This window comes from Catelliglobosispora koreensis DSM 44566 (genome assembly GCF_000379685.1).
GTDB classification, from domain to species: Bacteria; Actinomycetota; Actinomycetes; order Mycobacteriales; family Micromonosporaceae; genus Catelliglobosispora; species Catelliglobosispora koreensis.
Genome location: NZ_KB903291.1, coordinates 292,068 through 309,241 on the forward strand (window position 1 = coordinate 292,068; position 17,174 = coordinate 309,241).

Consider the following 17,174-nt stretch of genomic DNA (forward strand, 5'->3'; position numbering starts at 1 on the left):
ATGGACGTCGAGATTCTCCCCGTTGAGCTGAGCTCTTCCGCGACAACGCGGTTATACGCCGAGGTGATCGCTGATGTCACCGCGGCAGACAACCCAGGCGTGCCACCGACAACCGAGCCGATGGTCCAGGCCCGGCTTCGAGTGCCAACACCCGGCCACATCACCGAGCTCTACATCGCCGTCGACAGCCAAGGGCAAGCCGTCGGCAGAGCAGAGCTGGCGGTGGCAGAAGGATCAGCTCACCGAAACGCTGCCATCAAATTGCAGATATCACCAGAACACCGGCGACGCGGGCATGGCACCACCCTCTACTCGATGCTGCGGACCAGAGCAAAGGTGTTGGGCTGCGAAACGCTTACCGCGCGAACGTCCTGGGAGCTTCCAGATTTGCCAGCGTTCGACGGCGGAGCAGGTCCCGCGTTCGCCAAGGCGGCGGGTCTTGAAGTCGCTAATCTGCCGGAGGTCATGCGTCGGCTGAGCCTGCCGTTGCGAAACAACGGACTGACCCTCGGCCGGATCGCGGCATCGCTGCGGCAGGCTGCTCACGGCTACGAGATCACCGAATGGCGGGAGACCACGCCCACCGCGTATGCCCAAGGGGTGGCTTGGCTGGAGTCCCGCCTCGCCCACGACGCACCCACCGGAACGCTCCCCACAGACGAGTCCTCATTCGATACGGGCTGGCTCCTGGAATCGGAGGCCTGCTTGGCGGCCCGCGGCCAGCTTTCATTTCAGGCCGGGGCCATACAGCGGTCATCCGGGCAGCTCGTAGCCCACACCAAGATTACGGCTGACCCTTCCCAGCCCGCGCATGCTTGGCAGCAAATCACCATCGTCGATCCCGACCATCGCGGCCACCGGCTCGGGTTTCTCGTCAAAGCCGCCAACATCCGTGCCATTCAGGGAGCACTCCCGTCAGTGATCGCCATCGACACCTTCAACGCCGCCGCCAACGATCACATGATCAAAATCAATGACCTTCTTGGCATGGCACCACTTCACGGCTTCCAGCACTGGTATCAGCGGCTTACTACCGAATAGGAGAGGACCTTCCTCAATGGACATGACAACATCGCTACAAGAACTCGGAGTGCCGATTGGTGGGCTACGAGCCTACCAGCGCCACCTTCTCGACACGGACGGGTTGGTCATCCTGCCTGGCCTGCTGGACCTGCCCACCGTCGAAAAGATGCGCCGGCGGCTGGCCGAACTACATGAGCTCGAAGGCGACAGCGCAGGCACCGAGGTCAACCGCGAACCTGGCGCAGACCGGCTCTCCAATCTCCTCAACAAAGACTCCATCTTCGATGTCTGCTTTACTCATCCCACTGTTCTCGCGGCAGCTCAGCACATCCTGGCCGATTTCAAACTATCGTCGGTGTGCAGCAGAGACCCGCTGCCAGGAACCGGAGCCCAGGCGCTACATGCCGACTGGACAGAGGCTCAGCCGAATCCCGGTGATTTTCAAGTATGTAACTCGATATGGCTACTGGACGACTTCACCGCCGACAACGGCGCCACACGGTTCGTTCCAGGCAGCCATCGCTCCGGAGCAGCACCCGAAACAGCGCTAGCCGATCCCGAGGCCCCGCACCCCGAACAGCAGTTACTGACCGGCCCGGCTGGCACTGTCGCTGTCTTCAACGGGCACCTCTGGCACGGAGGTACGCTCAACGCGACGAATGGCTCACGCCGCTCGCTCATGGCGTTCTACACCCGGCGCCACAACCCGCAGCAGGTCAGCCAGCGGGCGTTGGCAACACCGGAAACCGTTGCCCGCCTGGGGAATGCGGCGAAGTTCGTCCTTGACATATGAGCAGCGGCGAGGGCATACCCACAACCGTGCTGAACAGCGGCACCGCAATGCCGCGACTCGGGCATGGCACCTGGCCGATGAGCGATGATGACGTTCAAACCGTTGCGGCACAAGCTATGGACGTCGGCTACCGGATGTTCGACACCGCCGAGGTGTACGGCAACGAGGTGGGCCTAGGCCGCGCGCTCCGGCACACCGACGTGCCGCGTGAAGATCTGTTTGTGATATCCAAGCTACGCGGTCGACATCACGCTTATGACCTGGCAATCCGAGCCTTCCACGCCACTCTCAGCCGACTGGGTTTGCAGTATCTCGATCTCTACCTGATCCACTGGCCCGTCCCTGATCAGGGCCTTTACGTGGATGCGTGGCGCGCGCTGGTAAAGCTACGCGACGACGGCTTGGTGCGCGCGATCGGCGTGTCGAACTTCGCTCCAAGTCACATCAGCAGGCTGGCAGCTGAGACCGGAATTGTCCCAGCGGTGAACCAGGTTCAGTTGCATCCGGGGATCGCGCGTCCTGATTGGAGAGCCGACAATCAGTCCCGCGGCATCGCTATTCAGTGCTGGTCACCACTTGGCCGGGCCCGCAAACTCATTGAACACCAGCAGGTTCAGACCATCGCTGATCGAGTCGGGTGTACCCCCGCGCAAGTCATCCTGCGGTGGCATATCGATCTGGGGCTGTCGCCCATCGTGCGATCGGCCAACGTCGGCCGCCTGAGACAAAACAGCGAGATCTTCGACATCGCACTTGAAGCCGAAGATCTCGCCGCATTGTCGGCATTAGACCGAACCGAATCGGCCGGTGCAGATCCTCAGCGGCTACAACCCTTGTAGCGGCTGCCCTGGCGGCTCGAAGCCAAGAGAGGGCAGCCCGCGCGGCAACAGTTCCCGTCAGCCAGCCAGCACGACGTTTACCAGCTTCGGCGCACGGACAATCACCTTGAGGATCTGCGAGTCTCCGATATGTTCCCGCAGTTTCCCGGAGTTCATCGCGACCTGTTCGAGCTCATCGTCGCTGATCCCAGGCGCCACATCGATCCGGTCACGCACCTTGCCATTGACTTGCAGGATGCAGACAACCGAATCTTCCACCAGCAGACCTGGATCGGCTTGAGGCCATCCCGCAGAAGAGACCGAAGGTCCGTGCCCCAGACGCTGCCAGCTCTCCTCCGCAGTAAAGGGAGCGAAGCACGACAGCATCCGCACAAGAGCCTCAACACCTTCCCGGGTCGCGGGATTGGCTGGACCCGCACCTGAGTCCACCGCCTTGCGCAGGAGATTCGTCAGTTCCATCAGCCTGGCGATCGCCACATTGAGACGGCGGTCGTCCATAGCCGTTGTGGCGTCTGCGATCATTCGGTGCACTGCTCGGCGAAGTTCGATGTCCGGTTCACCGGACGATTTGCCGTCGAGTTCCGCGCTGATGCGCCAGACACGGGCCAGCCATTTGACCGCTCCGGTGGGCGACACATCGGCCCAGTCGATGTCGTCCTCCGGCGGACCGGCGAACACCATCGTTACCCGTACAGCATCTGGTCCGTAGAGCCCGATCTGCTCTTGCAGGTTCACGAGGTTGCCAAGGCTCTTACTCATCGCCTTGCCGTTCATGATGACCTGACCCTGGTTGGTCAGCTTCGTGAACGGCTCTACAAACGACACGAGCCCGAGATCATGCAGCGCCTTGGTGATGAACCGGGCATACATCAGGTGACCCGTGGCGTGCTCGCGCCCGCCGATATATTCATCGACCGGACACCAGCGGGCGACACCTGCCGGGTCGAACGGCCCCTCGACATAGTCGGGGTTGGGGTAGCGCAGGAAGTACCACGACGAATCGACAAAGGTGTCCATCGTGTCGGTGTCGCGCCGAGCCGGCCCGCCGCACCGTGGGCACGCCACGGACACCCACTCCGTTGCGCTCTCCAACGGAGACTTCCCGCCTTCGGGCCTAAGTTCGTAACCCGATTCCGGCAGACGCACCGGCAACTCCGCCTCCGGAACGGGGACCAGGCCGCAATCTTCGCAGTGCACGATCGGGATCGGGGTTCCCCAGAAACGCTGGCGAGACAGCAGCCAGTCACGCAGCCTGTAGGTCACGGCCTCAGTTCCGGCGCCCAGCTCCGCGAGGCGGGCAGTGATGGCCGCGGATGCCTCTGCGGTCGTCATGCCGTCGAAATCGCCAGAGTTGACCAGCCTGCCGTCGCCGTGCGTAGCCACCCACGTCTCGGCCGGGTCTGCTTCTCCAGTGTTGATCACTACCTGGACCGGAACACCCAAGGCTCTCGCGAAGTCTAGATCGCGCTGATCGTGGGCGGGCACCGCCATGATCGCGCCCGTGCCGTAGTCAGCCAGGACGTAGTCCGCGGCGAAGATTGGAATCCGCACACCGTTCACCGGATTGATCGCGAACCGGCCGAGATTTACACCGGTCTTGGCCCGGTCTGTCGCAAGGCGCTCGATCTCGGTTGCGGTCGCTGCCTGCCGCCGGTAAGCCTCGAACGCGCCGCGCTGGGGATCGGCGCACAGCTCATCTGCCAGAGGCGCGTCGACGGCCACGACAAAGAACGTCGCGCCGAAGAGCGTGTCCGGCCGCGTCGTGAACACCCTGACCGGTTCGCCTCGGCCCTCAACGGCAAAATCGATGTGCGCGCCGGCGGATCGGCCGATCCAGTTGCGCTGCATGGCCAGGACCTCGTGTGGCCACTTGCCCTCAAGCTGCTTCATATCGTCCAGCAGCCGCTGTGCGTAGTCCGTCGTCTTGAAGAACCACTGTGTCAGCGGACGCTGGATGACCGTCGTTCCGCAGCGCTCGCACGCACCGGCCACCACCTGCTCGTTGGCGAGAACCGTCTGGTCGGTCGGGCACCAGTTGACCGCCGCTTCCTTGCGGTAGGCGAGCCCCGCCTCGAACAGGCGCAGGAAGAGCCACTGGTTCCAGCGGTAGTACTCCGGGTCGGAAGTATGGAACCGGGTGCGCCAGTCGAACGAGACACCCAGCCGCCGGAACGACTCGGCCTGCGTCTCGATGTTTGCGTAGGTCCATTCCCTGGGGTGAAGGTTCCTCTTGAGCGCGGCGTTCTCCGCTGGAAGGCCGAAACTGTCCCAGCCGATCGCGTTCAGGACGTTTGCACCGGTCATCCGGATGTAGCGGGCCACCGCATCACTGATCGAGTACACCTCGGCGTGACCCATGTGCAGGTCACCCGAAGGATAGGGAAACATACTGACCACATATGAACGGGGAAGATCATCGTGCCCGGCAACTAGACCGAGCGCCTCGTTAACATGCAGCTCCTCCCACACCTTCATCCATTTGTCGATGATGGCGTTCGGGTCGTAGGTCTCCGTGCGGGATTCATCGTTGATCATCTAAGGCTCACTCACGGGTCGGCAAGTATCCGGTCAGTCTGGCACAGGGGTATGGCAACAGGGCCAGCCCGTTACCACGATCCGGGCACGTCGGTCTTTTTGATCACAATGTCGGGGTTAACGCCCTTGCCCGCAGCTCGTCGGCGAATACCGGGTCAGGAGACTCGATGATCGTTAGATCCGGCACCTGCCTTATGGCATGCATGGCATGTTCTATGCACGCCCAGCGCTCACCCAAGAGCTCATGTCCCCACCTAATGAGGTATGGACTGCCTTGGCAAGCTGTCGATGGATACCACAGGTGCGTAGGGCAGCGCTCCGCGGTCACCATGAGTCCGCCCTTTCTGCCACCACGTGTGGATCTTGAAACCCGACTGGCTTCCCTGACCCCTCTAGTTTGGACGACGCCCAATTCCTTACCATCACCGGCATGGGCTGCGTCTTCTGCGAGATCGTCATCAATCCGCAACTCGCGAGCATTATTCATGCTGACGATATCGCAGTCGCTTTCCTCGACCGTCGACCCGTCTTCAAGGGACACGTTCTGGTCGTCCCCACTACGCACGCCCCCACCCTCATTGAAATCGCCGATCCAGGGGCATACTTCCAGCGAGTTCAGCTTCTAATTCAAGCCATCGAACAGGGTCTTGGGACGGACGGTGTCTTCGTAGCAATTAACCATCGAGTCAGCCAGAGTGTGCAGCACTTGCACACACACCTGATTCCTCGGCGCAAGGGCGACGGGCTTAGGGGCTTCTTCTGGCCTCGAACCCGCTACGAAGATCAGGACGAGGCAATACAGTTCGCCGAATCAATCCGGCACGCGATCCCAATTGAGACCGACGCAACGGCGTTCAATTGAGAATCTCGTAACTACTCACGGGCCTAACACGGAGCGACCCAAGTGCCATTAGAATAGGGTGCTCCTTTTATTGGTCACTCTCCACTAACTCGGTTGAACAACTCGAAGATGAATTCGGCATTCCGCCTTCGTCAACCAGCCTGGCAATTGCACAAAAGTCGTCTGCCGCCGTCACTACCCTTGCGACGCAACATAACGATCTCAGTCAAGTCCGTGTTCGTATCTGACTCGTCGGCTCCCGCTCGAACACATCCCGTTTTGCATGTTGGTTCAGACCCAGAGCGGTCCTTCGGTGAGGCGTCGTCGCCATGTGTCGAGTTTGCGGATCTCTTCGGGTCCTGAGATTTCGACATAGCCGTCGGGACTGCGGACCCACCAGGAGGGTCCGTAGCGCACGAAGATGCAGTGCCGGGGTTGAGGGCTGAGCAGGATGGCCTTACCTGCGTCGACGTGGCGTTGCATGGCGTCGAGGTCGATGCGCCGCGGGATCGGGATACGACGAGGAGGCGCGGTATCGATGTTGGTGTCAGTCATCTCAAGTCCTCCCGTCACAGCTCGATACGGCGGTCGGTGACCGGGTTTATGGCGGACGATTCCAACGGTGCTTGCGTAGTGGCGGCGGGCTGCTGCCGGGCGGCCGATGCTTGGCGTTCGTGCGCTGCGGCGGCGCTGACGGCCAGGCCAGCCGAGACATGTTCGCTGAGCAGTTCGTGGCCGATGACGACTGCTGTTCCCGTGGCCACGGCGGTGGCGCCGAGCCTGGTCAGGTAGCGGTAGTCCGGTTCCCGCTCCGGGTCGGCGGGTCCTGGTTCGCGCTGGTAGTAGGCGTTGATTTCGCGGCCGCGTTCGATCTCCCACGCGACGATCACGGGGTCGACGGGGTCGCCGTGGTAGGCATGGGAGACGGTGATCTCGAACGCCATTCGCCGTTGTTCGGTGGTGAACACCTCCGGGTCGAGCCATGCGGCGACTTTGCCTGCCTGGTCGGGGTGCTGGAGCAGGTCGGCGAGTACCTGTTCCTCCCGGGTGAGGTCTACTTCCACCACGACGGACGTGCTGACGACGGAGGTGTCGGGGGCGATGATGCTCGAGGCGGCGAAAATCGCGGCTTGGGCTTCGAGCGCCGCCCCGGTGTGCTGAAGGGCTGCGCGGGCTTCGAGGTCGTTTTCGAGTTCGGCGGCGGCCAGGTATGGATCGGCGAAATCCAGCATGTCCCGGTCGAATGCTGCGTTGAGGACGATTTTGACGTAGGCGCGCACGTGCGGGTCGTCGGGGGCGTCGGCGGCGAGCTGGGTGAGCCATGCGGTGTCGACGTCGCCGCGGTCGACCGCTGCGCCGACCGCGGTGATGAGTTCGACCTGGGTATAGTCGCCGAGCCGCAGGTCCGCCAGCGCCGTGTAGATGGCCTGGTGGGCGGGGTGGCCGAACATGTCGGCGTCCAGGCTGGTGTAGACGAGGGCGTGTTCGTCGGGGTCGCGGGCGGAGAGCAGTGCGCCGAGGACGCCTTGCTCGGCTCGCATGATCAAGTCGGTCATGGTGGTCCTCTCTTACTCGGGGCGCAGTTCGTCTAGTTGGGTGTCGGCGGCGCGCATGGCGGCGGCGGTGCTGTCGAGGTGTGCTTGGTGTTGGGGGTCGGTGCACGGCAGCCAGGTGTCGTCTGGGGTGCGGGTCCACCAGGTGCCGTCGAGTTGGGCGTAGATCGGCAGGCTGCTGCTGTGCACGACGGCGCGACCGGCCTCAAGCGCGGCGGCCATTGCCGACGCGCTCATCCCAAGTCCGCCTTCGGCCGTGGCCGAAGGAGCTGTGGTCGGTGCGGGTGCGGATGCCATGAGCGGTGGTCCGGTTTCCAGCCAGGCGCGGGGGTGTTCGCCGGGGAGGTCTGTCAGCAGCGCGGCGTCGGTGTGACCCGAGCGGCACGAGGGGGCCCAGAAGCCAGCGCAGGCGGCGATGGTCTGGCGGAGTTCGCCGTGCCAGGAGCGCGCGGTGTGCCCGGCCGTGGCGTTCTCGGGTGCGGTGTAGATGACCTGCCGCCACGCCTTGAGCGCCCGCAACTCCTCCACAAGGCCGGGGTGGTTGGGCCAGCACAGCGGTAGCCGTTCTTCACGGGACAGCTCGTATAGGTCGTGGATCCAGATGACCCATTCCACGAGGGCCTGCCATTCGGTGGCCTGCTCGTCGCGGGTCATCGCATGCCATTCGCGGATCAGCGGCGGCGGTGCCTGTGCTGGGATGGCCGCGTTGGTGCTCATCGTGGTCCTCCCATATGTTCTCGCGCCTGCTGGGCAGCGGCGGCGTATTGCTTGGCGTGTCGGCTTTCGAAGTGGCGGGTCATGCGGGTGGTCACTGCTGGGGTGGTCGCGTGGATGACTAGTGCTTGGCGCGCGGTTTCGTCGAGCGTGCGGATCGCTTCGGGTGACATGGTTTTGCGGTCGACGACGGTGGCTTGCTGGCTGATGCCGTCGCGGTTGCGTTGGGCGACCAGCAGCGTCTCGCGATAGGTGCCGGACAGTTGCGAGAACTCCTCGAGGTCGTCGCCGGACAGCCCACCCAAAGCGATCTTGATGGTGGAGTTGCTCCACATCTGGTCGCGGCCGACTCTTCCCCAGCGTTCTTCCAGGGCAGCGAGGTTTTGTGCCACGGCGGTGATGAAGATGCCGAAGCCTGCACTGGTGGACATGTATTTCGGCAGGTCGGGCAGGGGGACGACGTTGGTGACCTCGTCGAGGATCAGCCCTAGCGGCGGGTCCAGGCGCCCGTTGGGTGAGGCGGTGGCGTGGCGGACCGCGGTGCGCAGCAGTTCGCGGACGAACGAGGTCACCAGCGGGGCCAGTCCGGTGACTTCGTTCTCGTCGACGAGCAGGTAGATGGTGCCTTCCCCTGCGGTGACGAATGTGTCGAGGTCGAAGCTGTCGGAAGGAAGTCCGCAGAACACCTGCTGGGCGGCTTTGCCGAACAGGGCGGTGGTGGAGGTCTGCACGGTGGTGAACAGGTTGGCGCGGGTGGTGCCGGGCTGGCGGTAGAGCTTGTCGAGCATTTTCAGGACGCCGGGTTCGGCGCCGTGTGCGTCGCGTAGGAGACGCACCGGGGTGTCGTCGGTTTCGTCGACTGACCAGTCGAGGACGTCGCGCATCGTCCGGCCAGTGAGGGCGGCGGTGTGCAGCCAGCCGGCCATGATGTTGGTCGCGGTCATGGCGAAGAACCCGGAGTTGCTGGAGTCGCTGCCCTGTTTGCCGACTTGGATCATCGTGTCGGCGCGGCGGCGGGCGGTCTCGAACTGTTCACAGCCGGCGATCGGTGACCAGCGCAGTTTGTGCGGCCAGGACAGGTCGCCGGTCAGGTCCATCACCCATGCGGTGCCCGGCCGCAGCATGGCGGTGGCTTCCAGCACGTCGTGACGAACCGAGGTCACCAGGGCAGCGCCGGGGAAGGTCCGCAGCCACGGGATGATCACCTGCGACGTCTTGCCCTGCCGTGGCGCGGACAGGACCAGCACTGAGGTTTCCAGGCTCGCATACAGGGCGGTGTTGCCCGCGTGGCCGAGATCGACCGCGACGTCTTCCACCCGCAGCTTGCCAGTGAGGTTCGGGCGCAGCCGCTTGGCTTTCGCCAGCACCGCAGAGGCGGTCATGGTCTTGGCCAGCTGCTGCCGGGAAGCCATACCCCGCCGCTGTCCACCGGTGCCGAACCGGCGGTAGCCGACCACCGCTGCGGCGACGAATAGAGCCAAGATTAGGAGCATGGCGATGTAGAACCCTGCCGGGCCGGGCAGGTCGCTGCGGGCGGCGGCCGGCCAGGCCATCTTCGGGTCGGCCAGATGCTGTGGGAGGGCGAACGCGATGGTGAACGCGTCGCCGAACCCGGTGTCCGGCCAGCTAGCGCGGAACAGCAGTCCGGCGAGCTGCCCGGACAGCCAGGTGCCGATCGACAGGAAACCGGCCAGGCCGATGATGGCGATCAGCAGCGCGTCCGAGCCGGTGGCGATTGTTCCGCCACCGACGCGGGTGGTGTTGGCGCTCATCGGTATCCTTCCTGATTCCACATCGGACACAAGAACGTGGTGTGTTAGACCGCCATGCGTTCGTTGGTGTAGAACAGCTGCTTCTCCAGCGGCGACAGGATCGACTGCACGATCTGGGACGGCTGGCGGCCGACCTTCCACAGCGCACGGCCGACGTGCTCACCTGACCAAGACTCGATGTGCCGGCATTCGGTGTCGGTCAGCCCGATCGCATCGCGGGTCATCGCCAGCGGCGCGGTGTCCTGGCGCAGGCAGACCCGGATGTCACACGACGCGATCAAGTTCGATGCGATCTTGACTTCTTCCGAGCCCGCCGGGCCGACGGCCTCGAAGTCGGCCAGGCGGTGGGTGGACATCACCTGGATGGTTCCCTGCGCCCGGGACAGCCGAAGATCGCTGTCGACTTTGCGAATCATCGCCGGGACGCGCATCGCCCGCCACAGCTCGTCGCGGATGACCAGGCGGACCGGGCCGCCGGGTTCGTCGATCGCCGCCTGCCCCCAAGAGGACACGCAGGCTAGCGTCATCGCGACGGTCTCGTCACCGCGCCCGTCGATCCTGGACAGGTCAACGGTCTGGATAGGTGCGTCGAAGTCGAGGCGCACGGTGGTCGCCGCGTCGAACAAGCCGCTCAGCGAGCCGTTGACCATGTTCCCGAGGGCGTCGGCGACCGGGCGGATCATCTCTCGCAGCTCGGCGGTGTCCTCGCCGCGCACCCGCAGCTCGCGGGCCATATCGTCGAGAGGGTCGCGCAGCAGCGCCCACACCTGCGGGATGGTCGGATCCACCAGATCGGTGGCACCGTCGGCTTCCCCGGAGGCGTGCTTGATGGCCAGTGACAGCGCGGCTTCCTCGGTCGGGGTCAGCGCCCGGCCCAGCCGCATCACCAGCAGGCTCGAGAGGAGGGTGATGCGGCGGCGGTGAATCTCGTCGAGGCGCTGGCGCAGCCGCTCGGCGTCGGCAGGCAGGTTGCGGCCCAGCGGACCCGAATCGAGGGGGTTGAGCCGGTTGCCGAGGCCCGGTCCGAGCTCCACCGGCTCCACCCCCAGGTATCGGGCCAGGCCGGCATATTCGTTCTTGATGTCCCCCAAGACAAAGCTGCGCACGCCGTAGGCCATCAGTCGCAACGCGAGGAGCTTGATCGTTGCGGACTTCCCGGACCCGGGAACGCCGGTGATCAGCATGTTCGGGTTGGTGATCAGCCCACGGCGCAGCCACTCGATCGGATGGCAGGAGAACGAGCCGCCCGATTGGGTGTCCACGCCGATGTAGGTGCCGGCAGGGGGCATGGTCTGCCCGTACAGCCACGGATACAGGCCCTGCATCTGCCCGGTCGAACCACGGAACACTGGGATGTCCGGCAACCTGGATGCGCGGCCGGCGAAAGGCCTCGCCCAGCCGCGGCGCGGAGGGACCGGCTCGGTGGGTTGCCGTTCCTTCTTCTGGCGCACCTTGCTGTTCTTGGTGGGCTTGGCCATCGGGCCGAGCACGTCGGTGATGTCGACCACCGGCAGCTCGTTGCCGCGTTTGCGGGTCAGCATCAGTTTTCCCTTTCCGAACAGTTGCGCGGCAACGGAATCCGGCCGACCGCGCCGCCATGCTTTCGGCCGCACAGCCACACCCCTGGGGCGCGGCGGGTTCCCCGGCGCAGATTGAGCAGGCAGACAGGACTGGTCATAGTCGTCACCAGCGCTTGCGGGGCAGGCCGTAGCCGAGCGGGAGAGCGCCCATCGCGAACCCAGCGTCGTGGGCGTACCACATGCGCCGGATCTCGATACGGGCTGCGGCGGCGTCGGCTTCCAGGGCCATGCACGCGTCTTCGAGCTGGTCGGCGTCGGTGACGGTGATCGTCACGTAGCCGGTGTAGCGGACCAGGCCGTGACCCTGCGCGAGTTCGGCGTCCTGGGCCTCGGCGCGTGCTAGGGCCTGCTTCTCGTGTTCGGGAACGATTTGCTTTGTGCGGTGGCGCATCCCGACCGCGATGGAGCGTTTGGTGCGCTCGCCCATTACCTTGCGCGACGCCTCCCGCGGCCCGAGCGGCTCGACGTGCATGCTGAACGACCGACGGTGTGAGCCTTCGCCCAGCAGCGGGGCCAGGACGGTGGCGTAGACGTGGTTGCGCGGCCAGTCGTGCACCCAGTATGTCACCGAGTGGGCACCGTCGTGGGCATAGGCATGGGGCATGCTTTCCGCTGCGGCCGGACCGGCGACCGCCGGGTCCACACCGGCGGGAAGTCCTTGCGCGCCAAGGCCGCTGGCGTTGGCGCGCCGCTCGGCCAGAGGGCGTCCGGAGTGCGGGTCGAATGCGGTGCGGATCACCTCACCGAGATCGCGTGCGCTGAGCCACGATTCGATCTGCAGGTCAGCTCCGGCGATCGAGGCGCCCAGCGCCCGAAGGTGACGGGACAGGACCTCGGCGGCGGCGACCGATCCGCCGCCCGCGCTTTTGATCGCGGCACGCGCCCGGGATTCGTCCATTGTGAACGCCAGGTACGCCTCGCGCTGACTCGTAGCCAGAGTTGCGGTGGCCAGCAGGCCTTCGGTCACCGCGACCGACACCTCCGGTGCGGCCGGGGAGACATGGTCGTGGTGCCAGCGGCGCAACGCCGCACCCGACTCCGGCACAATCCGTTGCAGCGCTTGGACTCTGGTGATGACATTGCCTTCGGTGCACAGCCCGGCCAGCAACGCGCCCCACCCGGACACCCGCTGCTCACGCCGCGAGGAGTCCACCAGCGAGATCCCGGAGTAGCGCACCTTCGCCACGGCGGTGTAGGTGCGATCCAGCCGGTGGTACGCCACCGCTAGGGGCGCTCCGTGCGGCCCGTTGCCCTCCATGATCTTCAAGGGGGCCAGGACGCCGGGCAGGTCCATCGGCTTGGGACCGGCCTTGTCCTGCACCGATTCCGGGGCGAACGCAGCCGATAGGAACTTGGTCCTCGTGCGGGACTTGTTGAGGTGGAAGGAGACGAAGGCCAACGCCCACTCGTCAAGGGTCCGGCCGCCCAAGCGCACGAACACGATCGCGATCAGCGCGATGCTGATCGGCCACAGCACCAGCCCCGACTGCAAGCGCGACGACGCCAGGGGCCAGATCGCGGTCAGCACGGCGGCGGCGAGCATCGCGACACGCTGCGCGCTCATCCCGAAAAGGAACGCGACCTTTTCGTGCTGCCAACCGAAGTAGGTCCGCACGGCAGGCTCCTGGTTGGCGCTCATCGGCCGACCTCCTCAATCACGCTGTGGGGCTGGGCTTGCACCGGGATCACCGGCGACACAGGGGGTGGTGGATCGACCGCCACCGTGTGGTCAGCGGCGCGGGTTTCGGGCATTCCACCGGCCGAAACCGGCATCGTGGCGACCTGGCCGCTGCGGTCCAGCTCTGCCTGCGGCGCAGCCTGCCCGCCGCCGGGACTACTCCAGGAGCCGCCGAACTGAGCGTGGCCAGCCGGGCGAGCGTGCGGGTGGGCGCCGTGAATACCGGCGTGCCCGGCCATCTGCTCCATCCGCCCCGCCAGCGCGTTGACTCCGCGCTGGGCGATGTCGATACCCGCCGCAGCGACCGCGAGCGGGGCGGCGACCGCGCCGAGCGCACCCGCGCCTGCCATCGCACCGCCAGAGGCAGCGCCGCCAGAAGCCGCAGCACCGCCGCCGGTTGCGCTCAACGCCCCGGTCGCCGAGCCTGCGCCCATCACCGACGACGATTCCGCCGCTCCGGCCGAGGCCATCGTGCGGGCCTCGGTCATCTGGGAGAACTCGCTCGGGTTCACCCCGACAGGACCGCCGCTACCGGCGTTAGCGCGGCCCGCGGCGAAGCCAAGCATGCCCGCCATCCCACCACCGGCGAAGCTGACCTGGGCGAAGGTGAAGAACCGCGCGATCACCGGCCACGCCACCACTGCCAGGAGAAGGATCAGCATCCCGGACAGGATCCGCGCGACGTCGTTCTTGTCGGTCACGTCGCCGGGTTTGGAGGCGATCCCGAACCCGATCGCGAAGATCAGGGTAATGATCGGCTTCAAGATGATCAGCTGAATGGTGGCCGAGCACAGCTTGGTCCACCAGGACCGCGTGGACTCTGCCAGCTGGCCCGCGGCGGCGATCGGCGCGGTCGCGACCAGGATCAGGATGGCCGCGTTGCGCAGCAGCATCTCGAACCAGAGGATCAACGTCAGCACGGCGCCGACCAAAGCCAGGATCAGCACGAGCGACGCCGGAGCAACCAGCTTCGCTTGCCCGGGTGCGGCGCCCGCCTGCGAGAACGCGAACAACCCGGTCAGTGACTTCTTTAAACCATCCGAGCCGCCCAGCGAACGATCGACGATGCCCTTGGAGATCTCGTCGGAAGCCGCCATCGCTGCGGTGGCGATCGTCAGCGTCGCAATGATCGCCAGCAGCAGCTTCCCTGCACCGACCAGGCCCTGCGCGATCGCCGACCCGTCGTTAGTCACCGCAGTGCGGATCACCTGACCGAGCAGTAGAAGCACGGCGATGCCGCTGGCGATCCACATCGAGATCGCGTACGGGCCGTTCGGCTGCGCCACCGCGGTCAAGTCCGCGTTGGGGAAGTTGACAAACAAGTTCGCGAACTCGCCCAACAGAGCGACCGCGCCATCGGCGAAGCTCTTGCACACCGACTCCCAGGCGTTGGACGCAGCACCGCTGACGATCCCGCCGGCGACATCTCCCAGGCATCCGGTGGGGTTCTCCAGCAAATCGCATTCGTTCATCACGGCTGGATCACCTGCCAGCCCTTCGCCGTTGCGTCGGCGGTTCCCGGTTGGGCCAACAGAGAGCTGTAGTCGCTATCCGTGCTCGGCGGCGCTGCTAGTTTCCAATCGCTGCCGTCCCAGTGCATCTCGGCCGGCATGATGATGTGGCGGGGTGTGATGGTCCCATTGACATCCGACGTGGTCAGGTAGGACAGCAGCAAAACCGTCATACTGTCTGGCGTGACCGACCTCAATTGATAGGCGGCTGGCGCGAGGATCATCGAGACACCGGTCGGCACCGGACCTGATTCAGGCACCCCGAGGGTCTTTCGGCTGCTGAGACGTCCGGCGACTGCCTTCTCGACCGCGTTGGTGTAGCTGGCGTCGGCGATCAGCTGCGCGATGGCCCGCGCCCGATCTGGATCGAGGGTTGAACCCATCACCGCTGCGTATTCGGCGGCTGCGGACACTGCGCCTGCAGTTGTATGCGGGTAGCCGACCGAGACGCCGTCGATGGTGCTCTTGCCCTTGATCTGCGTGAGCGGTCCGGTGGGGACGTTCACGGTGGTGTCGGGCTTGGGTGTGGTGTTTGCCGTGTCGGCCTTTGTGCCGCGGCCTGCGAGCACGAGGGCTGCGATGGCGGCGATCAGGGCGAGGGCCGACACGGCGACGATGAGGATCACCGCCGCCCGACGGCCGCGCCCCGCGCCGTTCAGGAAGCTGTTGGACATGTTCGGCCGCTTAGCTCGCCGCGCCGAACACGGTGTTGACCAAGGGGATGGCGATGGCGGTGGCGATGACGCCGCCCAGCGACCAGATGAAGGCGCTCTTGCCCTTCTCCGCGGTGTCGGGCCTGTTGCTGAGCTTGCCGATGGCCATCATGCCGCCGGAGATCGCGGCGGCGAGTGCACACGCGATCAGCGCGCCCCATTTGGCGTAGGAGATGAGAAGCGAAACGCCCTGAGATCCGCCTGTCGGATCTGCGGGTGCCGGGTTGGGCACCACGTCAGATAGGACATCCAGCGCAATTTGGGCATAGTGCTGCGCATTGACTGACATAGCTGTACTCCGAGGGGGAACAGTGACAGAGGGTTATCACGTCCCGCACGGAACCGCAGGTCAGGGCCAAGTTCCTAGCTGCCGGTCACGTTGCGTGATCGTGTTGGCGGCCACATTAGCTAGATCGGAAGGGGCGTTGTCAAACGATTGTTGAGGAAAGTTCAAAATTTCTCCGGGTTTGCCTAGAGGCTTGTCAAACACGTGTTGGGCAGGCATGATCTGACGAATCATCACCGCGACACAGGAGACCCCCGTGGCCCCTGGCACCCCCGCCAGCCCCGGACGACTCGCTGAGCGGCTCGACTTCCTCTTCCGCAGCGTGCTGTTCGTCCCGGCCGTTCCCGAGCCCAACGGGAACACCTCGCCGCGCGAGTACACCTACGTCGAGGTGGCTGCCGCGATCAACGACGCCGCCGGGCACCCGCTCGTCACCGGCCAGAACCTCAGCTATCTGCGCCGGGGTCTGCGCGGCCAGACCGGCCGCACCAACCACCGCTTGATCCGCGCCATCGAGACGTTCTTCGGCGTGGCCCCTGGCTATCTCGACGACGACCAGATCGCCGCCGAGGTCAACGACCACCTCGACGTCATCGCCGCCCTGCGCGACGCCGACGTCCGAGCAGTCGTCGCCCAGATTCAGGGCCTGCCCCCGGGCATGCTCCACGCACTCCTTCGCGTCGCGATCGAGACCCGCGCCCTGGCCGGCCTGCCGCCCGCCCGCATCACAGACGCAACGGAAACAGCCTGATCACAGCTCCCTCACCTCAGCCAGCCCTTAAACTGGAAACACCCGAAAACGGGTGAAACAGCAGCCGAGGGGGCGTAGGTGGTCAACGACAACCTCCTCCTGCAGGCCGCCCGCGCCAAAGCCGCCGCCATCCGCCTGGACGACGCCTGCCTGGAGCACTTGCGCAGCGTCATCGCCACTCAACACCAGGCCAAGGTGATCGTGGTCGACGACCTGACCGGGCACGGCATCTGGTTGCAAACTTCGCCGGGCGGCACCATCGTGTTCACCGGCCCCACCCGCCAGCAGCAACTCCACGAACTGGCTCACCTCGCTCTCGGCCACCAACCGCAGCCAGCCAGTTCCAGCGACGTCGTGCACGGCCGGGCGACCAACGGAGCGATTGACGTGTTCAGCGCCGAGCAGGAAGTCGAGGCCCGCGCCATGAGCCAAGCACTCGCCGAGCGGCTCCAGCCCTAACCTCCCGCGCACCCGGTCTACCTCCGAGGCTGTGGCCTGCCGATTTATGCGAAACCTCACTTGACATCGCGCCTTTACGGTCGCGTACATTCGCTGCACATCGCGTGGCACGGACCGCTGCACAGC

General features: G+C 65.2%; 16 protein-coding genes. 6 read left to right on the forward strand and 10 right to left on the reverse strand.

Annotation, left to right across the window (positions count from 1 at the left end):
- The 3 genes from A3E1_RS43490 to A3E1_RS0133630 are packed head-to-tail and all read left to right on the forward strand — an operon-like array spanning position 1 to position 2,655.
- Positions 1-1,041, forward strand: a complete 1,041-nt coding sequence (locus A3E1_RS43490; protein ID WP_051105225.1) for a GNAT family N-acetyltransferase — start codon at positions 1-3, stop codon at positions 1,039-1,041.
- A 22-nt stretch (positions 1,042-1,063) separates the two neighbouring features.
- Entirely contained in the window at positions 1,064-1,816 is a 753-nt protein-coding gene (locus A3E1_RS0133625) for a phytanoyl-CoA dioxygenase family protein (protein WP_157631904.1), read from the forward strand.
- On the forward strand, positions 1,813-2,655 hold the full coding sequence (locus tag A3E1_RS0133630; protein WP_020525225.1) for an aldo/keto reductase: 843 nt from the start codon (positions 1,813-1,815) through the stop codon (positions 2,653-2,655). Before A3E1_RS0133625 ends, A3E1_RS0133630 begins: the two co-directional genes overlap by 4 nt.
- A 57-nt stretch (positions 2,656-2,712) precedes the next feature.
- On the opposite strand, the gene leuS is transcribed toward A3E1_RS0133630, so the two are convergent.
- On the reverse strand, positions 2,713-5,190 hold the full coding sequence (gene leuS / locus A3E1_RS0133635) for a leucine--tRNA ligase (protein ID WP_020525226.1): 2,478 nt from the start codon (positions 5,188-5,190) through the stop codon (positions 2,713-2,715).
- 430 nt (positions 5,191-5,620) lie between these two features.
- On the opposite strand from leuS, the gene A3E1_RS0133640 reads away from it, so the two are divergent.
- Positions 5,621-6,052 (forward strand): HIT family protein, encoded by a 432-nt coding sequence (locus A3E1_RS0133640; RefSeq protein WP_020525227.1) that lies wholly within the window; start codon positions 5,621-5,623, stop codon positions 6,050-6,052.
- A 270-nt stretch (positions 6,053-6,322) separates the two neighbouring features.
- Here the strand turns inward: A3E1_RS0133640 and A3E1_RS0133645 are convergent, their stop codons facing one another.
- The 9 genes from A3E1_RS0133645 to A3E1_RS0133685 form a co-directional block, all read right to left on the reverse strand.
- Positions 6,323-6,586, reverse strand: coding sequence for a hypothetical protein (locus A3E1_RS0133645; RefSeq protein WP_020525228.1), 264 nt, complete (start codon positions 6,584-6,586; stop codon positions 6,323-6,325).
- A 14-nt stretch (positions 6,587-6,600) separates the two neighbouring features.
- Positions 6,601-7,587 carry a DnaB-like helicase N-terminal domain-containing protein gene (locus A3E1_RS0133650; protein ID WP_020525229.1) on the reverse strand — a complete coding sequence of 329 codons (987 nt, stop codon included), beginning with the start codon at positions 7,585-7,587 and terminating at the stop codon, positions 6,601-6,603.
- Between the two features lie 12 nt (positions 7,588-7,599).
- Entirely contained in the window at positions 7,600-8,301 is a 702-nt protein-coding gene (locus A3E1_RS45395; RefSeq protein WP_020525230.1) for a hypothetical protein, read from the reverse strand.
- A complete protein-coding gene (locus A3E1_RS43500; RefSeq protein WP_020525231.1) occupies positions 8,298-10,070 on the reverse strand; it encodes a type IV secretory system conjugative DNA transfer family protein in 1,773 nt (590 codons plus the stop codon). Before A3E1_RS43500 ends, A3E1_RS45395 begins: the two co-directional genes overlap by 4 nt.
- 44 nt (positions 10,071-10,114) lie before the next feature.
- Entirely contained in the window at positions 10,115-11,683 is a 1,569-nt protein-coding gene (locus A3E1_RS0133665; RefSeq protein WP_020525232.1) for a VirB4 family type IV secretion system protein, read from the reverse strand.
- 70 nt (positions 11,684-11,753) lie between these two features.
- Entirely contained in the window at positions 11,754-13,289 is a 1,536-nt protein-coding gene (locus A3E1_RS0133670) for an SCO6880 family protein (RefSeq protein ID WP_020525233.1), read from the reverse strand.
- Complete coding sequence (locus A3E1_RS0133675) at positions 13,286-14,800, reverse strand: hypothetical protein (protein WP_020525234.1); 1,515 nt, start codon at positions 14,798-14,800, stop codon at positions 13,286-13,288. The genes A3E1_RS0133670 and A3E1_RS0133675 overlap by 4 nt, the downstream gene beginning before the upstream one ends.
- Entirely contained in the window at positions 14,800-15,513 is a 714-nt protein-coding gene (locus tag A3E1_RS0133680; protein WP_020525235.1) for a hypothetical protein, read from the reverse strand. Before A3E1_RS0133680 ends, A3E1_RS0133675 begins: the two co-directional genes overlap by 1 nt.
- A gap of 10 nt (positions 15,514-15,523) precedes the next feature.
- Entirely contained in the window at positions 15,524-15,841 is a 318-nt protein-coding gene (locus tag A3E1_RS0133685; RefSeq protein ID WP_020525236.1) for a hypothetical protein, read from the reverse strand.
- 253 nt (positions 15,842-16,094) lie between these two features.
- On the opposite strand from A3E1_RS0133685, the gene A3E1_RS43505 reads away from it, so the two are divergent.
- On the forward strand, positions 16,095-16,589 hold the full coding sequence (locus tag A3E1_RS43505) for a hypothetical protein (RefSeq protein WP_020525237.1): 495 nt from the start codon (positions 16,095-16,097) through the stop codon (positions 16,587-16,589).
- A gap of 78 nt (positions 16,590-16,667) precedes the next feature.
- Positions 16,668-17,048: a hypothetical protein gene (locus A3E1_RS0133695; protein ID WP_020525238.1), complete on the forward strand. Its 381-nt coding sequence runs from the start codon at positions 16,668-16,670 to the stop codon at positions 17,046-17,048.
- The last annotated feature ends 126 nt before the right edge of the window (positions 17,049-17,174 follow it).